Origin of the sequence: Mycobacterium sp. DBP42 (assembly GCF_005924235.1) — a bacterium.
Lineage (GTDB): Bacteria > Actinomycetota > Actinomycetes > Mycobacteriales > Mycobacteriaceae > Mycobacterium > Mycobacterium syngnathidarum.
Genome location: NZ_VCMY01000028.1, coordinates 29,194 through 43,477 on the forward strand (window position 1 = coordinate 29,194; position 14,284 = coordinate 43,477).

General features: G+C 66.8%; 15 protein-coding genes. 5 read left to right on the top strand and 10 right to left on the bottom strand.

Annotation, left to right across the window (positions count from 1 at the left end; translation table 11 throughout):
• Positions 1-15: 15 nt before the first annotated feature.
• The 6 genes from E0T84_RS21905 to E0T84_RS21930 all read right to left on the bottom strand — a co-directional run bounded on the left by E0T84_RS21905 (position 16) and on the right by E0T84_RS21930 (position 5,607).
• A complete protein-coding gene (locus E0T84_RS21905; protein WP_138745532.1) occupies positions 16-1,431 on the bottom strand; it encodes a NarK/NasA family nitrate transporter in 1,416 nt (471 codons plus the stop codon).
• A 109-nt stretch (positions 1,432-1,540) separates the two neighbouring features.
• Positions 1,541-2,155, bottom strand: coding sequence for a GNAT family N-acetyltransferase (locus tag E0T84_RS21910; RefSeq protein WP_138745533.1), 615 nt, complete (start codon positions 2,153-2,155; stop codon positions 1,541-1,543).
• Positions 2,156-2,315: 160 nt separating this feature from the next.
• Positions 2,316-3,197, bottom strand: coding sequence for a 5-oxoprolinase/urea amidolyase family protein (locus E0T84_RS21915; protein ID WP_138745534.1), 882 nt, complete (start codon positions 3,195-3,197; stop codon positions 2,316-2,318).
• Positions 3,198-3,214: 17 nt separating this feature from the next.
• Positions 3,215-3,883 carry an allophanate hydrolase subunit 1 gene (locus tag E0T84_RS21920; protein WP_171055135.1) on the bottom strand — a complete coding sequence of 223 codons (669 nt, stop codon included), beginning with the start codon at positions 3,881-3,883 and terminating at the stop codon, positions 3,215-3,217.
• Between the two features lie 74 nt (positions 3,884-3,957).
• Entirely contained in the window at positions 3,958-4,644 is a 687-nt protein-coding gene (locus E0T84_RS21925) for a queuosine precursor transporter (protein ID WP_138745535.1), read from the bottom strand.
• A 12-nt stretch (positions 4,645-4,656) separates the two neighbouring features.
• The gene (locus E0T84_RS21930) at positions 4,657-5,607 is read right to left on the bottom strand and encodes an ABC transporter substrate-binding protein (RefSeq protein ID WP_212757725.1); all 951 of its coding nucleotides are present in this window, start codon (positions 5,605-5,607) and stop codon (positions 4,657-4,659) included.
• Positions 5,608-5,732: 125 nt separating this feature from the next.
• Between E0T84_RS21930 and E0T84_RS21935 the strand changes: the two genes are divergently transcribed.
• Together E0T84_RS21935 and E0T84_RS21940 are read left to right on the top strand one after the other, a co-directional pair.
• Entirely contained in the window at positions 5,733-6,026 is a 294-nt protein-coding gene (locus E0T84_RS21935; protein WP_371726210.1) for a hypothetical protein, read from the top strand.
• Positions 6,027-6,063: 37 nt separating this feature from the next.
• Positions 6,064-6,381 carry a heme-binding protein gene (locus E0T84_RS21940; RefSeq protein ID WP_138745536.1) on the top strand — a complete coding sequence of 106 codons (318 nt, stop codon included), beginning with the start codon at positions 6,064-6,066 and terminating at the stop codon, positions 6,379-6,381.
• A gap of 9 nt (positions 6,382-6,390) precedes the next feature.
• Here the strand turns inward: E0T84_RS21940 and E0T84_RS21945 are convergent, their stop codons facing one another.
• Positions 6,391-6,993 carry a TetR/AcrR family transcriptional regulator gene (locus tag E0T84_RS21945; protein WP_138745537.1) on the bottom strand — a complete coding sequence of 201 codons (603 nt, stop codon included), beginning with the start codon at positions 6,991-6,993 and terminating at the stop codon, positions 6,391-6,393.
• Positions 6,994-7,095: 102 nt separating this feature from the next.
• Here E0T84_RS21945 and E0T84_RS21950 point away from each other — a divergent pair, with 102 nt between their 5' ends.
• Positions 7,096-8,724, top strand: a complete 1,629-nt coding sequence (locus E0T84_RS21950; RefSeq protein WP_138745538.1) for an amidohydrolase — start codon at positions 7,096-7,098, stop codon at positions 8,722-8,724.
• A gap of 11 nt (positions 8,725-8,735) precedes the next feature.
• Complete coding sequence (locus E0T84_RS21955) at positions 8,736-10,079, top strand: APC family permease (RefSeq protein ID WP_070945019.1); 1,344 nt, start codon at positions 8,736-8,738, stop codon at positions 10,077-10,079.
• 88 nt (positions 10,080-10,167) lie between these two features.
• On the opposite strand, the gene E0T84_RS21960 is transcribed toward E0T84_RS21955, so the two are convergent.
• Complete coding sequence (locus E0T84_RS21960) at positions 10,168-10,590, bottom strand: organic hydroperoxide resistance protein (protein ID WP_138745539.1); 423 nt, start codon at positions 10,588-10,590, stop codon at positions 10,168-10,170.
• A gap of 112 nt (positions 10,591-10,702) precedes the next feature.
• Between E0T84_RS21960 and E0T84_RS21965 the strand changes: the two genes are divergently transcribed.
• Positions 10,703-11,146 (top strand): MarR family winged helix-turn-helix transcriptional regulator, encoded by a 444-nt coding sequence (locus E0T84_RS21965; protein WP_070945017.1) that lies wholly within the window; start codon positions 10,703-10,705, stop codon positions 11,144-11,146.
• Here E0T84_RS21965 and E0T84_RS21970 read toward each other — a convergent pair.
• Positions 11,131-13,110, bottom strand: coding sequence for a universal stress protein (locus tag E0T84_RS21970; RefSeq protein WP_138745540.1), 1,980 nt, complete (start codon positions 13,108-13,110; stop codon positions 11,131-11,133). The two genes, E0T84_RS21965 and E0T84_RS21970, sit on opposite strands and share 16 nt — an antisense overlap.
• A gap of 148 nt (positions 13,111-13,258) precedes the next feature.
• Positions 13,259-14,284: an alcohol dehydrogenase catalytic domain-containing protein gene (locus tag E0T84_RS21975; RefSeq protein WP_138745541.1), complete on the bottom strand. Its 1,026-nt coding sequence runs from the start codon at positions 14,282-14,284 to the stop codon at positions 13,259-13,261.

Below are 14,284 nucleotides of genomic sequence, written 5' to 3' on the forward strand. Positions count from 1 at the left end.
CTTGTTTCCAAGTGATTAACCGGCCATTGCCGAGGCGTGTCGGTCTACCGGGGCTGATGTGACTGCCGTCGCAGCCGGGCGCCGGACGTAACGGAACCAGGTGCATGCCGAGGCCAGCACGTAGAAGGCCAGGAAGATGCAGAACGCGGCGGTGGCCGATCCGCTGGACAGGTAGGACTGCCGCAGCGCCATGTTGATGCCGAATCCGCCCAGGGCGCCGATGGCGCCGGCGAAGCCGATCAGGGCACCGGACATCGACCGCGACCAGTGCTGGCGGTCGTCTTCGCTCATGTCCAGAGAGTGGCTGCGGGCCTCGAAGATGGACGGGATCATCTTGTAGACCGAGCCGTTGCCGAGGCCGCTGAGCAGGAACAGGGCGACGAATCCGATGACGTAGCCGGCCATCATGAGGCTGTTCGCGGCAGCGGCGGTGTGATCGTCGATCATGCTGATGGCGACCAGCAGGCCGGCTGCCATGATCATGCCGCCGAACACCGCGAGGGTCACCCGCCCGCCGCCGATCCGATCGGCGAGCTTGCCGCCGTACACACGGGACACCGAGCCCAGCAGCGGGCCGATGAAGGCGATCTGTGCGGCGTGCAATGAGGCCTCTGCCGCGGTCTGGCCGCCGGCGGCGAAGTTGATCTGCAGAACTTGGCCGAAGGCGAACGAGAACCCGATGAACGACCCGAAGGTGCCGATGTAGAGCAACGAGATCACCCAGGTATCGCGTTCTGACAGAATGGCTTTCATCGCGCCCAGGTCGATCTTGTGTTGTTCGAGGTTGTCCATGTACAACGCCGCGCCGATGCCGGCGACGGCCAGTGCCACCAGGTAGACCGCGCACACCCAGTACGGGGCGCGGTTACCCGCGGTGGCGATGACCAGCAGACCGACGAGCTGGATCATCGGGACGCCGATGTTGCCGCCGCCGGCGTTGAGGCCCAGTGCCCAGCCCTTGAGTCGTTGCGGGTAGAAGGCGTTGATGTTGGTCATCGACGACGCGAAATTGCCACCGCCGAAGCCGGCCAGGGCCGCGCAGATCAGATAGGGCCACAGCGGCAGGCCCGGATTGGCCAGCAGCGCGATGGTTCCCACCGTCGGGATCAAGAGCACGAAGGCCGAGAACACTGTCCAGTTGCGACCGCCGAAAGTGGCGGTGGCCAGCGTGTAGGGAATTCGCAGGCAGGCACCCACCAGGGTGGCGGTGGCACCCAGCAGGAACTTGTCGCCGGCGGAGAAGCCGTACACGGCTTCGGGCATGAACAGGACCATGACCGACCAGATCGACCAGACGGAGAAGCCGACGTGCTCGGCGAACACCGACCAGATCAGATTCCGCCGCGCGATGTATTTGTTTCCGGCCTCCCAGGCCACGGTGTCCTCGGGATCCCAATTGGCTATGCGATTCGATTTCAGCAGAGTGGGCATGGCGCAAAAGTAGGAAGCGTTTATTGCAGAGGTGCTCCCGGCGATGACCCGGCCGTGAAATTCCGCTCACCCGCTCACATGCAGGGATGTGAGCCTGTGCTTTCGGTGGTTACCAGACGTCCCCGTTGCGCCAGTCGCAGGTGATCTCCGCGGTGGTGTCGAGGTCCATGCCGGCCGGCAGGTCGGTGGGCAGCACCAACAGCGATCCGTCGTCCTCAGGTGTGCGCGTCACGCCGGCAGGCGTCAGCACCGACGTCGGCCCCTGCCAGGGCACCCAGCCGCGGGCCGAGTACATGTCTCTGGCGGACTCCGTCGAGCTGAGCCCGCCGACTTGGTAGGCGCCGCGCAGTACTTGCTCGACGGCATCCATGACGGCGGTGGCCAGGCCCTGGCCGCGCCAATCCTCGCGCACCGCCACGGCTTCCACGTAGCCGCAGCGCAGCGCGGTGTCGCGATAGATCAGCCGCCGCTGGACCACGGCCGCGTGGGCGATCAGGGCGCCGTGATGGCAGATGAACGCGTGCATGCCGCCGAGGGCGTGCTCCCAGTCGGCTTCTGTAAAGGCACCGCTGGAGTCGTCACTGGTTGCGCTTCGGAACGCCTCGACGACCATGCGCCGAGCACCCTCGCGGGTCTCGTGGTCGAGATCGGAGGTGTGGACCAGACGCGCGGTGTGCAGGATCCCGCCTCGGACTGACGGCGCGCTGACATCCTGGAAGGGCACACCCATGTTCTACCAGCGCTGTGCGCCGGTGTCTGCACGTTGTGGGCCGCCCAGCGCATCGGCAGAGCGCCCCGGGCGCCGTTTTCCACGCCTGGGTCGTTGATCGCCGGCGGGATCGCAACCCTGACGTAGAAAACGACGACGGGAATGGCGCCTGCGACTAACCCTCGAACGGCTTGCGGGGGTGCGCCCAGTGCAGTCGGACGGTCTGACCGGGCCGGACCTGGCCCAGCTTGTCGATGTCCTCGTCGGTCACCACACCGATCACCGGATAGCCGCCCGTGACCGGGTGGTCGGGACCGAGGATCACCGGAAAACCGTTGGGCGGTATCTGGATTGCCCCTCGGGTCGCGCCTTCGCTGGGCAGCTGGCGGTCGGGCCAGCGGTAGTCCAGCGGCATGCCGACCAGACGCATCCCGACCCGGTCGCTGCGGGTGGTCACCAGCCAGTTGGTGCGGATCAGCACGTCGGGGTCGACGAACCAGTCGTCGCGCGGGCCCGGTACTACGTTGAGTTCCAGCACGTCGTCGCTGATCGAGGCGACCGGGGCCTGGTCGGTCTCGGGCAGGTCGGCGGTGTGCTCGCCGACTGGCAGGATGTCGCCGGGCCGCAGCGGGGCCGGGCCGATCGCCGACATCACGTCGTAGCTCCGTGAACCCAGTATGGGTTCGATGGCGATGCCACCGCGGACCGCGAGGTAGCTGCGCAGCCCTGAGTGCGGCGCCCCCAGCGAGATCACCTCACCCTCGTGGACGTGGTGAATGCTGTTGGTGCCGAATGGAATTCCATTGACGGACGGGTCGGTGTCGGCCCCGGTGACCGCGACGGTGACGTCACCGCCGACCACCCGCGCCGAGAACCCGCCGAACATCACCTCGACCGTGGCATGCTCGCCGGGGTTGGCGACCAGCCGATTGGCCAGCGTGTGGGATCGACGGTCGGCGGCGCCCGATCGGGTGACGCCGAGGTGGGCCATGCCGGGCCGGCCGAGATCCTCGACCAGCGCCAGCGGTCCGGTGCGCAGCACTTCCAATGTGGTCATGACGTCCTCCTCGCCGACTAGCCGATGGCCCGGAACTGCACCCAGGTACCCGGGGTGAGCAGCGCGGGTTCCTCCCGATGAACGTCGAACAGCACCGCGGCGGTGCGCCCGATCAACTGCCAGCCCCCCGGCGACTGCCGGGGGTAGATGCCGCTGAACTCGCCGGCCAGCGCCACAGCCCCGGCCGGAACACTGGTGCGGGGCTCGGACCGGCGTGGCACCTGGAGTCGCTCGTCACCGCCCACGAGGTAGGCGAATCCCGGGGCGAAGCCCATGAATCCGACCTGCCACGGAGTGCCGGTGTGCGCCGCGATCACCTGCGCCGGGGTCAGCCCGGTCAGGGTCGCGACGTCGTCCAGGTCGGCGCCGTCGTAGACCACGTCGATGGTCACGTCCGGTTGGCCGGTGGGGCGGACGGGCGCCGATCCGGGTTGCAGCCGCAGCTTGCTGAGCCGCTGCCGGGTGGGCGCCTGGTAGCGCGGGTCGGCCAGCTTGATCAAGATCGTGCGCGAGGCGGGCACGATATCGAGCACACCTAGCAATTTGGCCGCCGTGAGGGTGGCGGTCCACGCCAAAACATCGGCAGTGCTGTCGAACTCGAGCAGCAAAGCCTGATCGCCGTAGTCGCGGGCGGTGCCTGGGTTCAGGCTCGGTCCCGCGTCCATCAACTCTGATGTCACACTCATGACCTGAAGCTACCCGTCGGTAGCTAAGAATGCTCCAGCTCTATGAACCTTGCCAGAGGTGCCTTATCGAAGCCTCACACGGCGACCTGATAGGTGGGCTCACGGCGCTTGATCGCGGCGATCACCCGGTAGGTGATCGGCAGCATGATCACCTCGACCGCGGTCTTGTAGACCCAGCCCAGCGCGGTGTAGGTGACGAAGTCGCCGAAGGTGCTGATGCCGATTGCCCCGGCCGCGATGGCGCAGAAGACCAAGGTGTCGCCGAGTTGGCCGGCGAATGTGGATCCGATCAGCCGGGCCCACAGGTGCTTTTCTTTGGTTCGTTCTTTGATTGCGACCACGACCCACGCATTGATGGTCTGTCCGACGATGAAGCCGGCCAGGCCGGCCACGATCAGCTGGGTGTAGGCGCCGACGACGTTCTCGAAGTGTTCCTGATTGGTGTAGAAGTCCGCTGCGGGAAGGTAGATCGTCACCCAGAATGCCAGGGCGGCAAGGGCATTCATCGAGAATCCGAGGAAGATGGCGCGACGGGCGGCCTTGAATCCGTACACTTCGGACAGCACGTCGCCGATCACATAGGTGAGTGGGAAGACGATGAAGCCGCCGTCGGTGATGATCGGTCCGAACGCGACCCCTTTGGTGGCGGTGACGTTGGAGATGATCACCAGTGCGGTGAAGACCGCGACCAGCACCGGATAGTAGGCCGAGCCGACGATGGCGGTGCCGCGGTGCTCGGGGCTCTCCTGGGTGCTTGTCACCCGGTCATCTTGTCAGGTCAGTGCCTGGTGGAGCAGGGGCGGCAGTTGGTCGGCCACCACGGGGTAGGACAGTGGCGACGCGAATGCGATGGCGCCGGCCAGGTCTTTGGGGGTGAAAATGTGCCGCTTGCGGGTTGTGGCCCGCAGCTCGGCGATCGCCGGATCGGCCAGCAGGGCGTCGCGCTCCTGATCGCTCTCGGTGGTCCAGATCAGGACATCGGCGGCGTCGAGTGCCGCGGCGATGTCTGCACGCGGGATGAGGGTGGGTGTCTGGGGCACGGCGAAGCCCATCTGGGTGAGAAACTCGGTGCGCCATCCGGTGTGCGCCTGCACATTGTCGCGGAACAACGTGCCGCCCAGCAGCAGGGCCTTTTTGCCGGCGAATCCCGGGTTGTTGGTGGCCACCGTCTTGAACTTGTCGTCCACCCCGGCGATCAGCCCGGTCATCGCGTCGTTCTGGAACAGGGCCTGGCCGATCAGGGTGGCTTGGTCGCGCCACGGTTCGAAGAACGCGTCGGGCCCGGACTGTGCAAGGGTCGGGGCGATCTCGGAGAGCTTGGCGTAGGTGTCGGCGTCGAGCCCGGCGTTGGTGGCCACGATCAGGTCTGGCTTGAGGGCTTCGATCTCGTCGACCTGGATGCCCTCGGTCAGGTTGAGCACGGTGGGCCGGGCGCCGCCTAGTCTCGGTTGGGCCCAGGGCCAGACCGCGTACGGCTGGTCCCCGAACCACTCCGTCGTGGCGACCGGTACGGCACCGAGGGCCAGCAGGTCATCCTGTCCGGTGAACCCAGCGCTGACCACCCGCTGCGGCGGACCCGGGATGTTGGTGTCACCGAAGAGGTGGCGGACGGTCACCGAACCGTCCTTCCTGACCTCGCCAGGCTTTTGCGTGCTACATGCGGCGACCAGGGCCATCGTTGCGGTGACCGTGAAAAACCCTCGCCGTGACCAGGTTGTCGGCACTTAGCCAGGGTAACCGTTGGCCCGCGTCGAGGTGCGCACTGCAATGGGACCGATTACTGTCGATCCCGCATATTTGGCGTCCTCGGGATTACTCTCGGCACGCGGGGACCTACTGAGGAGTGGTCATGCGGAGCATGCGGCGTCCGGCGTTACTCGGTCTGGTTGCTCTGACCGTACCGATCGCGATCGCCACTGCGCCGCCCGCCGCCGCTGATTGTGTCGACGCCGGCGGTTCCACGGTGTGCGCCCAGGGCGACATCCGCGGTGGGGGTCCCACTCCGCCGAAGGCCGGCCCCTACTACCCGTACCCCTGCGCCAACGACTGGTACTGCGGCGACTGGGGTTTGGAGATCAACCTCGATCCGGACCGGCCTGACAACGGCGGCGGTGGCGGCGGTTGGCGACCGGGGCGTCGTTGAGCCGTAGCCCAGTCATTCGAGTCATCTAGGAGCCACGATGTTCACCCGTGCGATCGCCACCGGCGCAATCAGCCTGTCGCTCTTGGTCATTGGTGCGCCCGTTGCCGCGGCGGAAGAACCGAACTGCACCGCTGCCGACCTGGCCGGGGTGATGGCCGGCGTCCGCGCGGGCACCTCGGCATACCTGTTCACTCACCCCGACGTGAACGCGTTCTTCACCAGCCTCAAGGGGCAGTCGAACGAGCAGATGGCCGATTCGGTGCGGGTTTATCTCGAGGACAAGCCGCAGATCCGGGCTGAACTGACGGGGATCCGCCAGCCGGCGATCGATTTCCGCAACCGCTGCGGCGGTTAGCCGCGACGATCAGGTCCTTTCCAGCCCACGAAGCAGCACGGCCATCCCGTACTCGAACGCATCGTCGGCACGCGCGGGTCGGGGCGCGCCGGTGGCGAGCGCGGCGGTCAACTCCGGGCCGACGGGGACCCCGGACTCCCACGGTCTGTCGGGTGCGGTCAGGTCGAGGGCCGATCCCAGCACGTAGTTGTCTACGAGGGTGATGATCCGCAGGGTGTCGGTGGGGTTGAACCCGGCCCGGGTCAGGGTCACGGCCAGTGCGTTGTACATCCTGAGCGCCTGGCTGCTGTTGACGGCATGGGCGGTGAGCAGGGGAATCAGCCGCGGGTAGCGGGCGAAGCTGTCGCGGTACGAACGCATGATGTCGGCCAGGATCTCGGCCCACGGCCGGTCGGTGTCGATGTCGGGCAGCTCGACTTCTGACATCGCCCGTTCGCGGAGCAGTTCGACGATGTGCTCGCGCCCCGATACGTGGTTGTACAGCGACGACGGGCTGACCTTGAGTTTGCGGGCCAGTTCGGGGACGGTGAATCCGCCGGTTGTGTTGACGAGATCCATTGCCGCACTGGCGATTCGGTCCGGTGACAGGATCGGTATCGACGGACGCCCCATGGGTTGTTCCCCCTTGATTTCGTCTCTTCGCTTTACATCTGGTGGTCTGCGTCACACAATAAACGAATTCCATTCGCTTTAGAAGTAGATGAGGAACGGTTCGTGACTTCCTTCCCCGTGCCAGACAAGGCCCGGACGCTATTCCACGGCGGTGTCATCTGGACGCCCACGGTGACCACGGATGCGCTGCTCATCGCCGACGGGGTCGTGCAGGCCGTGGGCGCCGACGCGTTGGCATCGGCGCCCGATCGCAAGGTCGACCTCGAAGGCGGCTTCTTGATGTCGTCGTTCGGTGATGGTCATGCGCATCCGTTGTTCGGTGGCTTGGAGTCGGCAGGCCCGGCGGTTCGCCCGTGCCAATCGGTCGACGAGATCGTCTCGGTCGTCGGTGAATTCGCCGATTCTCACCCCGACCAGGAGTGGATCATCGGCGCGTCATATGACGGCAGCCTCGCACCCGGCGGGTTGTTCGACGCCCGATGGCTCGACGCCGCTGTCCCGGACCGGCCGGTGGTGTTGCGCGCCTGGGACTACCACACGTTGTGGGTCAACTCGGCTGCGCTGCAACGCGCCGGGATCACCACTGACACCCCGGAACCGGCGCTCGGCGAGATTCCGCGCCACGAGGACGGCTCACCGCTGGGCACCCTGCGCGAGTGGGGTGCGACCGATCTGATGGGCGCGGTCATGCCGGCGCGGGACGAGGCCGTGCGCGTCGCGGCACTGGCCACGGCCGCCGACTACTATCTGGCCCGTGGCGTGACCTGGGTTCAGGACGCCTGGGTCGAGCCGGCCGAGTTGGACACCTACCTTGCGGCCGCTCGGCAGGGCGCCTTGCGCATGCGGTTCAACCTGGCGTTCTATGCCGATCCGCGCCACTTCGACGCTCAGGTGACGCAATACGCCGCTGCCCGGGACCGGGTCCAGGCCGCCGGCTCGCCGATGCTGACCGCGCAGACGGTGAAGTTCTTCGCCGACGGCGTGGTCGAAAACGAGACCGGCGCGCTGCTGGAACCCTACTGCTCAGGCCTGCATTCACACGGTATGCAGCTGTGGGAGGGCAACGCACTGGCCGAAGCGGCCAGACGAGTCGATGATCTGGGCTTGCAGATCCACATCCACGCCATCGGTGATGCCGCGGTCCGTCAGGCGCTCGACGCCATCGAATACGTTGCCCGGCACAATGGTCCGCGGGATCGGCGGCCTGTGATCGCGCACGCGCAGTTGGTGGACGACGCCGATCTGGGCCGGTTCGCCGAACTCGGGGTCATCCCGAACATGCAGCCGCTGTGGGCGCAACTGGATGCCTTGATGACGGTGCTCACGATTCCCCGGCTGGGGGCGCAGCGGTCGGATCGGCAGTACCGGATGCGAACGCTGGAGAACTCCGGTGCGGCGCTCGCATTCGGGTCGGACTGGCCGGTGTCCTCAGGCGCGCCGCTGGACGGTATCGCGGTCGCTGTCTCGCGGTGCACCGCGGAGGGAGAGCCGGCGGGCGGCTGGACACCGCACGAGATCCTTCCGATCGAGCACGCACTGTCCTCCTACACCACTGCCGTGGCGTATCAGGCGTTCGCGGAAGAGAATTGGGGCAGCATCGCGCCGGGCGCGAGTGCTGATCTGGTCTGGTTGGACCGTGATCCACGGTATGTCGCGCCGCCGGAGCTTCCGGCGGTGACGGTGCGCGCCACCTATCTGCAGGGCACGCAGGTCTATTCGGCCGCGGAATGAGAGGAACTGGCATGTCCGATGTGGCTGAAATGACCGAGGGGCGGCTGCGCCGTGCCCTGGGGCTGCCATCGTTGGTGCTCTTCGGTCTGGTCTACATGGTGCCGCTCACGGTGTTCACCACCTACGGCATCGTCACCGAGACCACCGGCGGCCGGCTGTCGGTCGCGTACTTGGTGACGCTGGCCGCCATGGTCTTCACCGCGCGGTCATATGCCGCGATGGCCGTTGCCTTTCCGGTCGCTGGTTCGGCGTACACGTACACGCAGAAGTCTTTCGGTGCTCCGGTCGGGTTTCTCGCCGGATGGTCCCTGCTGCTGGACTATCTGTTCTTGCCGATGATCAACTACCTGGTGATCGGGATCTATCTGAATGCCGCGCTGCCGGCGATCCCGGCCTGGGTCTTCATCGTCTTGTCCATCGCCGTGGTGACGGTGCTCAATGTCGTCGGCATCGTGTCGGTGGCCAGGGCGAACTTCGTCATCATCGCGGTGCAGGCGATCTTCATCGTGACGTTCCTGGTGTTGGCCTGCTCCAAGGTGTTGAGCCTGGGCAACCTCGACCTGATGGCGCCGATTCATGGTGACGGCAGCGAGACGGGGTTCAGCCCGGTGCTGGCCGGTGCGGCGATCCTGTGCCTGTCGTTCCTGGGTTTCGATGCGGTGTCGACGCTGTCCGAGGAGGCCAAAGAGCCCAAACGGTCTGTGCCGCAGGCCATCATGATCGCCACGCTGGTGTCAGGCGTGATCTTTGTCGTGCTGTCCTATCTCGGGCAGCTGGTGTTCCCGTCCAATCAGTTCTCCGATGTCGAGTCCGGGTCCCTGGATCTGATGCTGACCGCGGGCGGGCAGTTCCTGCAGACCTTCTTCACCGCGGCCTATGTCGCCGGTGCGCTCGGGTCGGCGATCACCTCGCAGGCCTCGGTGGCCCGCATCCTGTACGCGATGGGGCGCGACGGCATCTTGCCGCGGCAGTTCTTCGGTTACGTCGCGGCGCGCTTCGCCACCCCGGTGTACGCGATCCTGGCCGTGTCGGTGGTGTCATTGCTGGCCATCGTGATCTCGTTGACCACGCTGGCCTCACTGATCAGTTTTGGTGCGCTGGTGGCGTTCTCGGCGGTAAACCTCTCGGTGATCAAGCACTACTTCGTGGACAACGGGGAAAGGCAAGGCGTTCAGGTGATCACCAACCTGGTGCTGCCACTGATCGGATTCCTGCTGACCGTGTGGCTGTGGACGAGTCTGTCCGGGTTCACCTTGATCGTGGGATTGTGTTGGCTGGCGGTGGGATTCGTGTGGCTGGCCGGGGTTACCCGCGGTTTCCAGCGGCCGACGCCGGTGCTGGATCTGAAGGAGTAACCCCGGGCGAATGCCCGCCGAGTGGCCACCTGTGACACGCGGTTGCGTGAAAGGCGTGCGACAAGTGGCCATTCGAGCCGTTGCCGGGTCAGGCGACGCTGATGGTGACGTCGATGTTGCCGCGGGTCGCGTTCGAGTACGGGCAGACCTGGTGTGCGTCATCGGCGATCGCTTGGGCGGTCTCCCGGTCGACTCCCGGGATGGTCACCTTCAGCCGGGTCCGCAGCGAGAACGCGCCGTCTATGTTGACCAGGTCCACCTCGGCGTCCACCGCGGTCTCGGCGGGCAGCTTCACGTTGTGCTTACCCGCGGTCAGGCCCATGGCGCTCAGGAAGCATGCCGACCAGCCGGCCGCGAACAACTGCTCCGGGTTGGTGCCGGAGCCGTTGCCGCCGGGCGGGGTGAGCTGGATGTCGAGGTTGCCGTCGGAGCTGTAGGCCTCGCCCTGGCGCCCGCCGGTGGTGTGGGTCTTGGCGGTGTAGAGGACGTTGCCGGTCTGGCTGGTGGTCACGGGGTTCTCCTTCGAGTGGATGGTCGGCTCCAAGTGGATGCGTTAGAGATGAACATGGGGGATCGCGTATTTCATCCCGTCCGATTAAATCGGATCCGATATAATTTGGACCATGGCACCCGAGGCTCCGCAACTGTCCGATTTTCTGTGCTTCGCGATCTATTCGGCCAACCTCGCGTACGGCAAGGCCTATAAGCCGATCCTGGACAAAGAGGGGATCACCTACACGCAGTACATCGCGATCGTCGCGCTGTCCGAACAGGACCACCAGACGGTCGGCAGCCTGGGCGAGAAGCTGTTCCTGGAGTCCAACACGCTGACTCCGATCCTGAAGAGGCTCGAAGCGCTGGGATACGTGATCCGGCAGCGTGATCCCGGCGACGAGCGTCAGGTGGTCGTCAGCCTCACCGACGCCGGGCGGGCGCTGCGCGCGCAGACCCTGGAGATGGACCTGCTGGCCGCGACGGGTCTGTCACTGGACGAACTCAGGACCATGCAACGCGGTGTGTCCACCCTGCGGGACAACCTGCGCAAGCACGTTCAGGACACCGTCTGACAGTTGTGCTGCTCGGGCACGACCAGGACCGGTGTCGTGGAATGCGCGACGACGGCCGCGGCCACACTGCCTTCCAGGTGACCCAGCAGGCCGTCGCGGCGGTGCGGGCCGACCACAATGAGGCTCGCGTTGTGCTCGTGGGCGGTCTCGACGATGCCCTTCCAGATCGGTGCCCCCTCGACCGCTATCGCCTGTGCCGAGAAGCCGGCCCGGGTGGCCAGCGACGCACCGTGAGCCGCTGTCTGCTGAGCGGCCCGACGTACCTCGGTGGCCTGATCGGCGTCGAAATGCGCGGTGCCGACCGGCGTGAATCCGACATCGACGGGTTGCCAGACACACACCACCAGGGCGTCACGCTCGACCGAGAGTTCAGCCGCGGCATGTTCGATGGCAGACGCCCCGCGCGACGTTCCGTCGTACGCGAACAGCACGGGCCCCGGGGTGCCGGGACTCGGTCCCGGCGCGGTCGGCACGACCGGACGGGCAGCGTCAGGCGGGACGTTCGGGGCGGGCAGTCCGGGGCGCAGCCGCGCCAGCAGCGGCGGCGAGTACCAGGCCGGGGATTCACCGTCGAGGAACAGGTCCAGGTCGGGCCGCTGCGGCCGAGCGCCACTGAGCGCGTAGACGGCCACCCCGAAGGCCGCGCCGCCGACCGACAGGCCGAACCCGACCCACAGCGCGTCACCGGCGCCCGCGGTGAGACCGCCCGCCGCGGTGGCCGCGAAGTGGGCGAAGATCGGCGCCACCATGAAGGCGGCCACCGCGCGCAACAACTCGATGATCGCGAACACGCGCTGAAGGCTGTTGGACTGCAGGGAGAACCCGGCGACGAACAACGCGGGGGCCACGGTGGCACCCAGCGCCAGCCCGGTCAGCGCCGAAGCGACGAGGGCGAGCGGTTGGTTCGCCGGAATCGCGAGCCGGAACATCACGATGCCCGCGGCGAGCAGGCCCATGCCGACGAGCGGGAGGTAGTGCATCGACCGTCTGGTGATGACGGCACCGAACACGAAGGCCATGACGATGGCGCCGGCCAGTTCCGGCAGATACAGCAGGCCGACCCGCACGGGACTGTAGGTCTGCATGAAGACTTCGGCCGTCAGCGCCGTCGCCGCCACCGAGGCCGCCGCCGCGAACAGTGCGACGCCCACTCCGGCGACGGGGATCGCACTGGTGAGCATGGTGCGGACAGTCAGCAGGGGGCGAGGAGCCTTGAACTGGTAGACGATGAGCACCACGATCAGCGCCAGGCCACCGAGCATCGGCACGATCACTGCGGGGTCGGTGAAGGCGTGGCTGGTCAGTTGGGACGCCCCGATGAACGCGGCGGCGCAGCCGACGGACGCCAGACCGATCGCCCGTAGGTCGCGCGGGGCGTCGAGATCAGCGGGCGGAGCGTCCTCGAATGTCAGGGCGGCCATCACCAGGGCCAGCAGCGCGATCATCGCGACGATCCAGAACAGCGGCCGCCAGGCGTGGGCCTCGGCCTGCACGCCACCGATGAACGGGCCGAGCGCTACCGCGCCGAACACGCACATGTTCATGATCACGGCGGTGTTGCGAAGCTTGTCCCTGGGGAAGCCGATGGTCAGCGGTGGTGCCGCGGCGATCAGCAGCATGCTGGTGGCCAGCCCTTGCAAGATGTGCCCGCCGATGAACATCGCCCCGTTGACCGCCGACGCGGCGATCACCGACCCGAGGACCAGGACGACCGCATAGGACAGCAGCATCCTGCGCTGCGGCAGGTGCTGGGCGAACTGCACGGCCAGGACCGTGCCCACCGCGTAGGCGGCATTGCCCAGGCCGAAGCCGAGGCTCATGGCCTGCGCCGACAGGTGCAGTTGCTCGGAGATGATCGGCACCAACGGGTCGACGGCCGCTGACAATGCCAGGTAGGGGATCAGGGCCAAGGTGACCATGGTGGCCACCGCGGGGTACCGGCCGGCGAGTGGACCTTGTCGCATCAGCGCCGCCCGGCGAGTTGGGTTGGCAGTGCGTGGCGTCGTTGCGCCACCTTCGGACAGTCAGCTGACAAGTTCGGTTGGCGCACGTGTCCGTTGAACCGGCACCGACCTTAGTTCTATTCCCTATGCAAATGTTTTGTGATGGGCATTACAGCTCCAGCCGGATTTTGAGGTGATCTCCCGAGCGGGACATGGCAGCGGCGTACCCCTCGGCGGCCTGCTCGAGCGGCAGGGTGTCGGTGAAGATGCCGTCGACATCCATCCGTCCCTCCTGCAGCAGGGGGATCAACTCGGACCAGGTCTGCTGCACCGGTGCGGTGGTGAGGCGGATGCTCAGACTGCGGATCAGGCAGGCCAGCGCCGGCAGCGGATAGGGCTGCAGGTCGTGCACGCCGACGATAGAGACGGTGCCGCCGGTGCGGACCGCCTCGATGGAGTCGTTGATCGAGGCGTCGGTGCCCACGGCGTCGATCACCGCGTCGACACCGAGCCCGCCGGTGGCTTCGCGGATCGCCTGAACCGCCGGTGGTGCGATCCCGACGGCGCCCCACTTCGCCGCGCGAATCCGCCTGCTCTCGACCGGGTCTACCGCGAAAACCCTTGCCGCGCCCAGCGTCAACGCGCTGCGCAGGGCGCACATGCCGACTGAGCCCAGCCCGACGATCGCCACCGATCCACCGATCGGGATGTCGGCACGTTTGGCCGCCGCCCACCCGGTGGCCAGGTTGTCGGTCAGCAGCAGGGCCTGCTCGGTGCTGATGCCTTCGGGGATGGACAGCAATTGGAAGTCGGCGGCGGGCACGGCCAGCAGTTCGGCCTGGGCGCCGCCCAATACGCCGGAGCCGAAGATCTGCGGCCCCTGCACGCAGCGGATCGGGTCATGGGTTGCGCAGCCGGTGCACTGGCCGCAGCCGGCAACCGACGACACCAATACCCGGTCGCCGGTCTTGAATCCGGTGACTGCCGAGCCGGTTTCGATGACGGTGCCCACCGCCTCGTGGCCCAGGGAGACCGGGTCGACGATCGGGTAGTGGCCTTCGAGGAAGTGCAGGTCCGACCCGCAGATGGCGGTCGATTCCACCTTGACGATGGCCCCGTCGGCGCCGGGCAGCACCGGGTCCGGCCGCAATTGGACACTGACCTGCCCAGAACTTTCCACGACGACCGCGCGCAT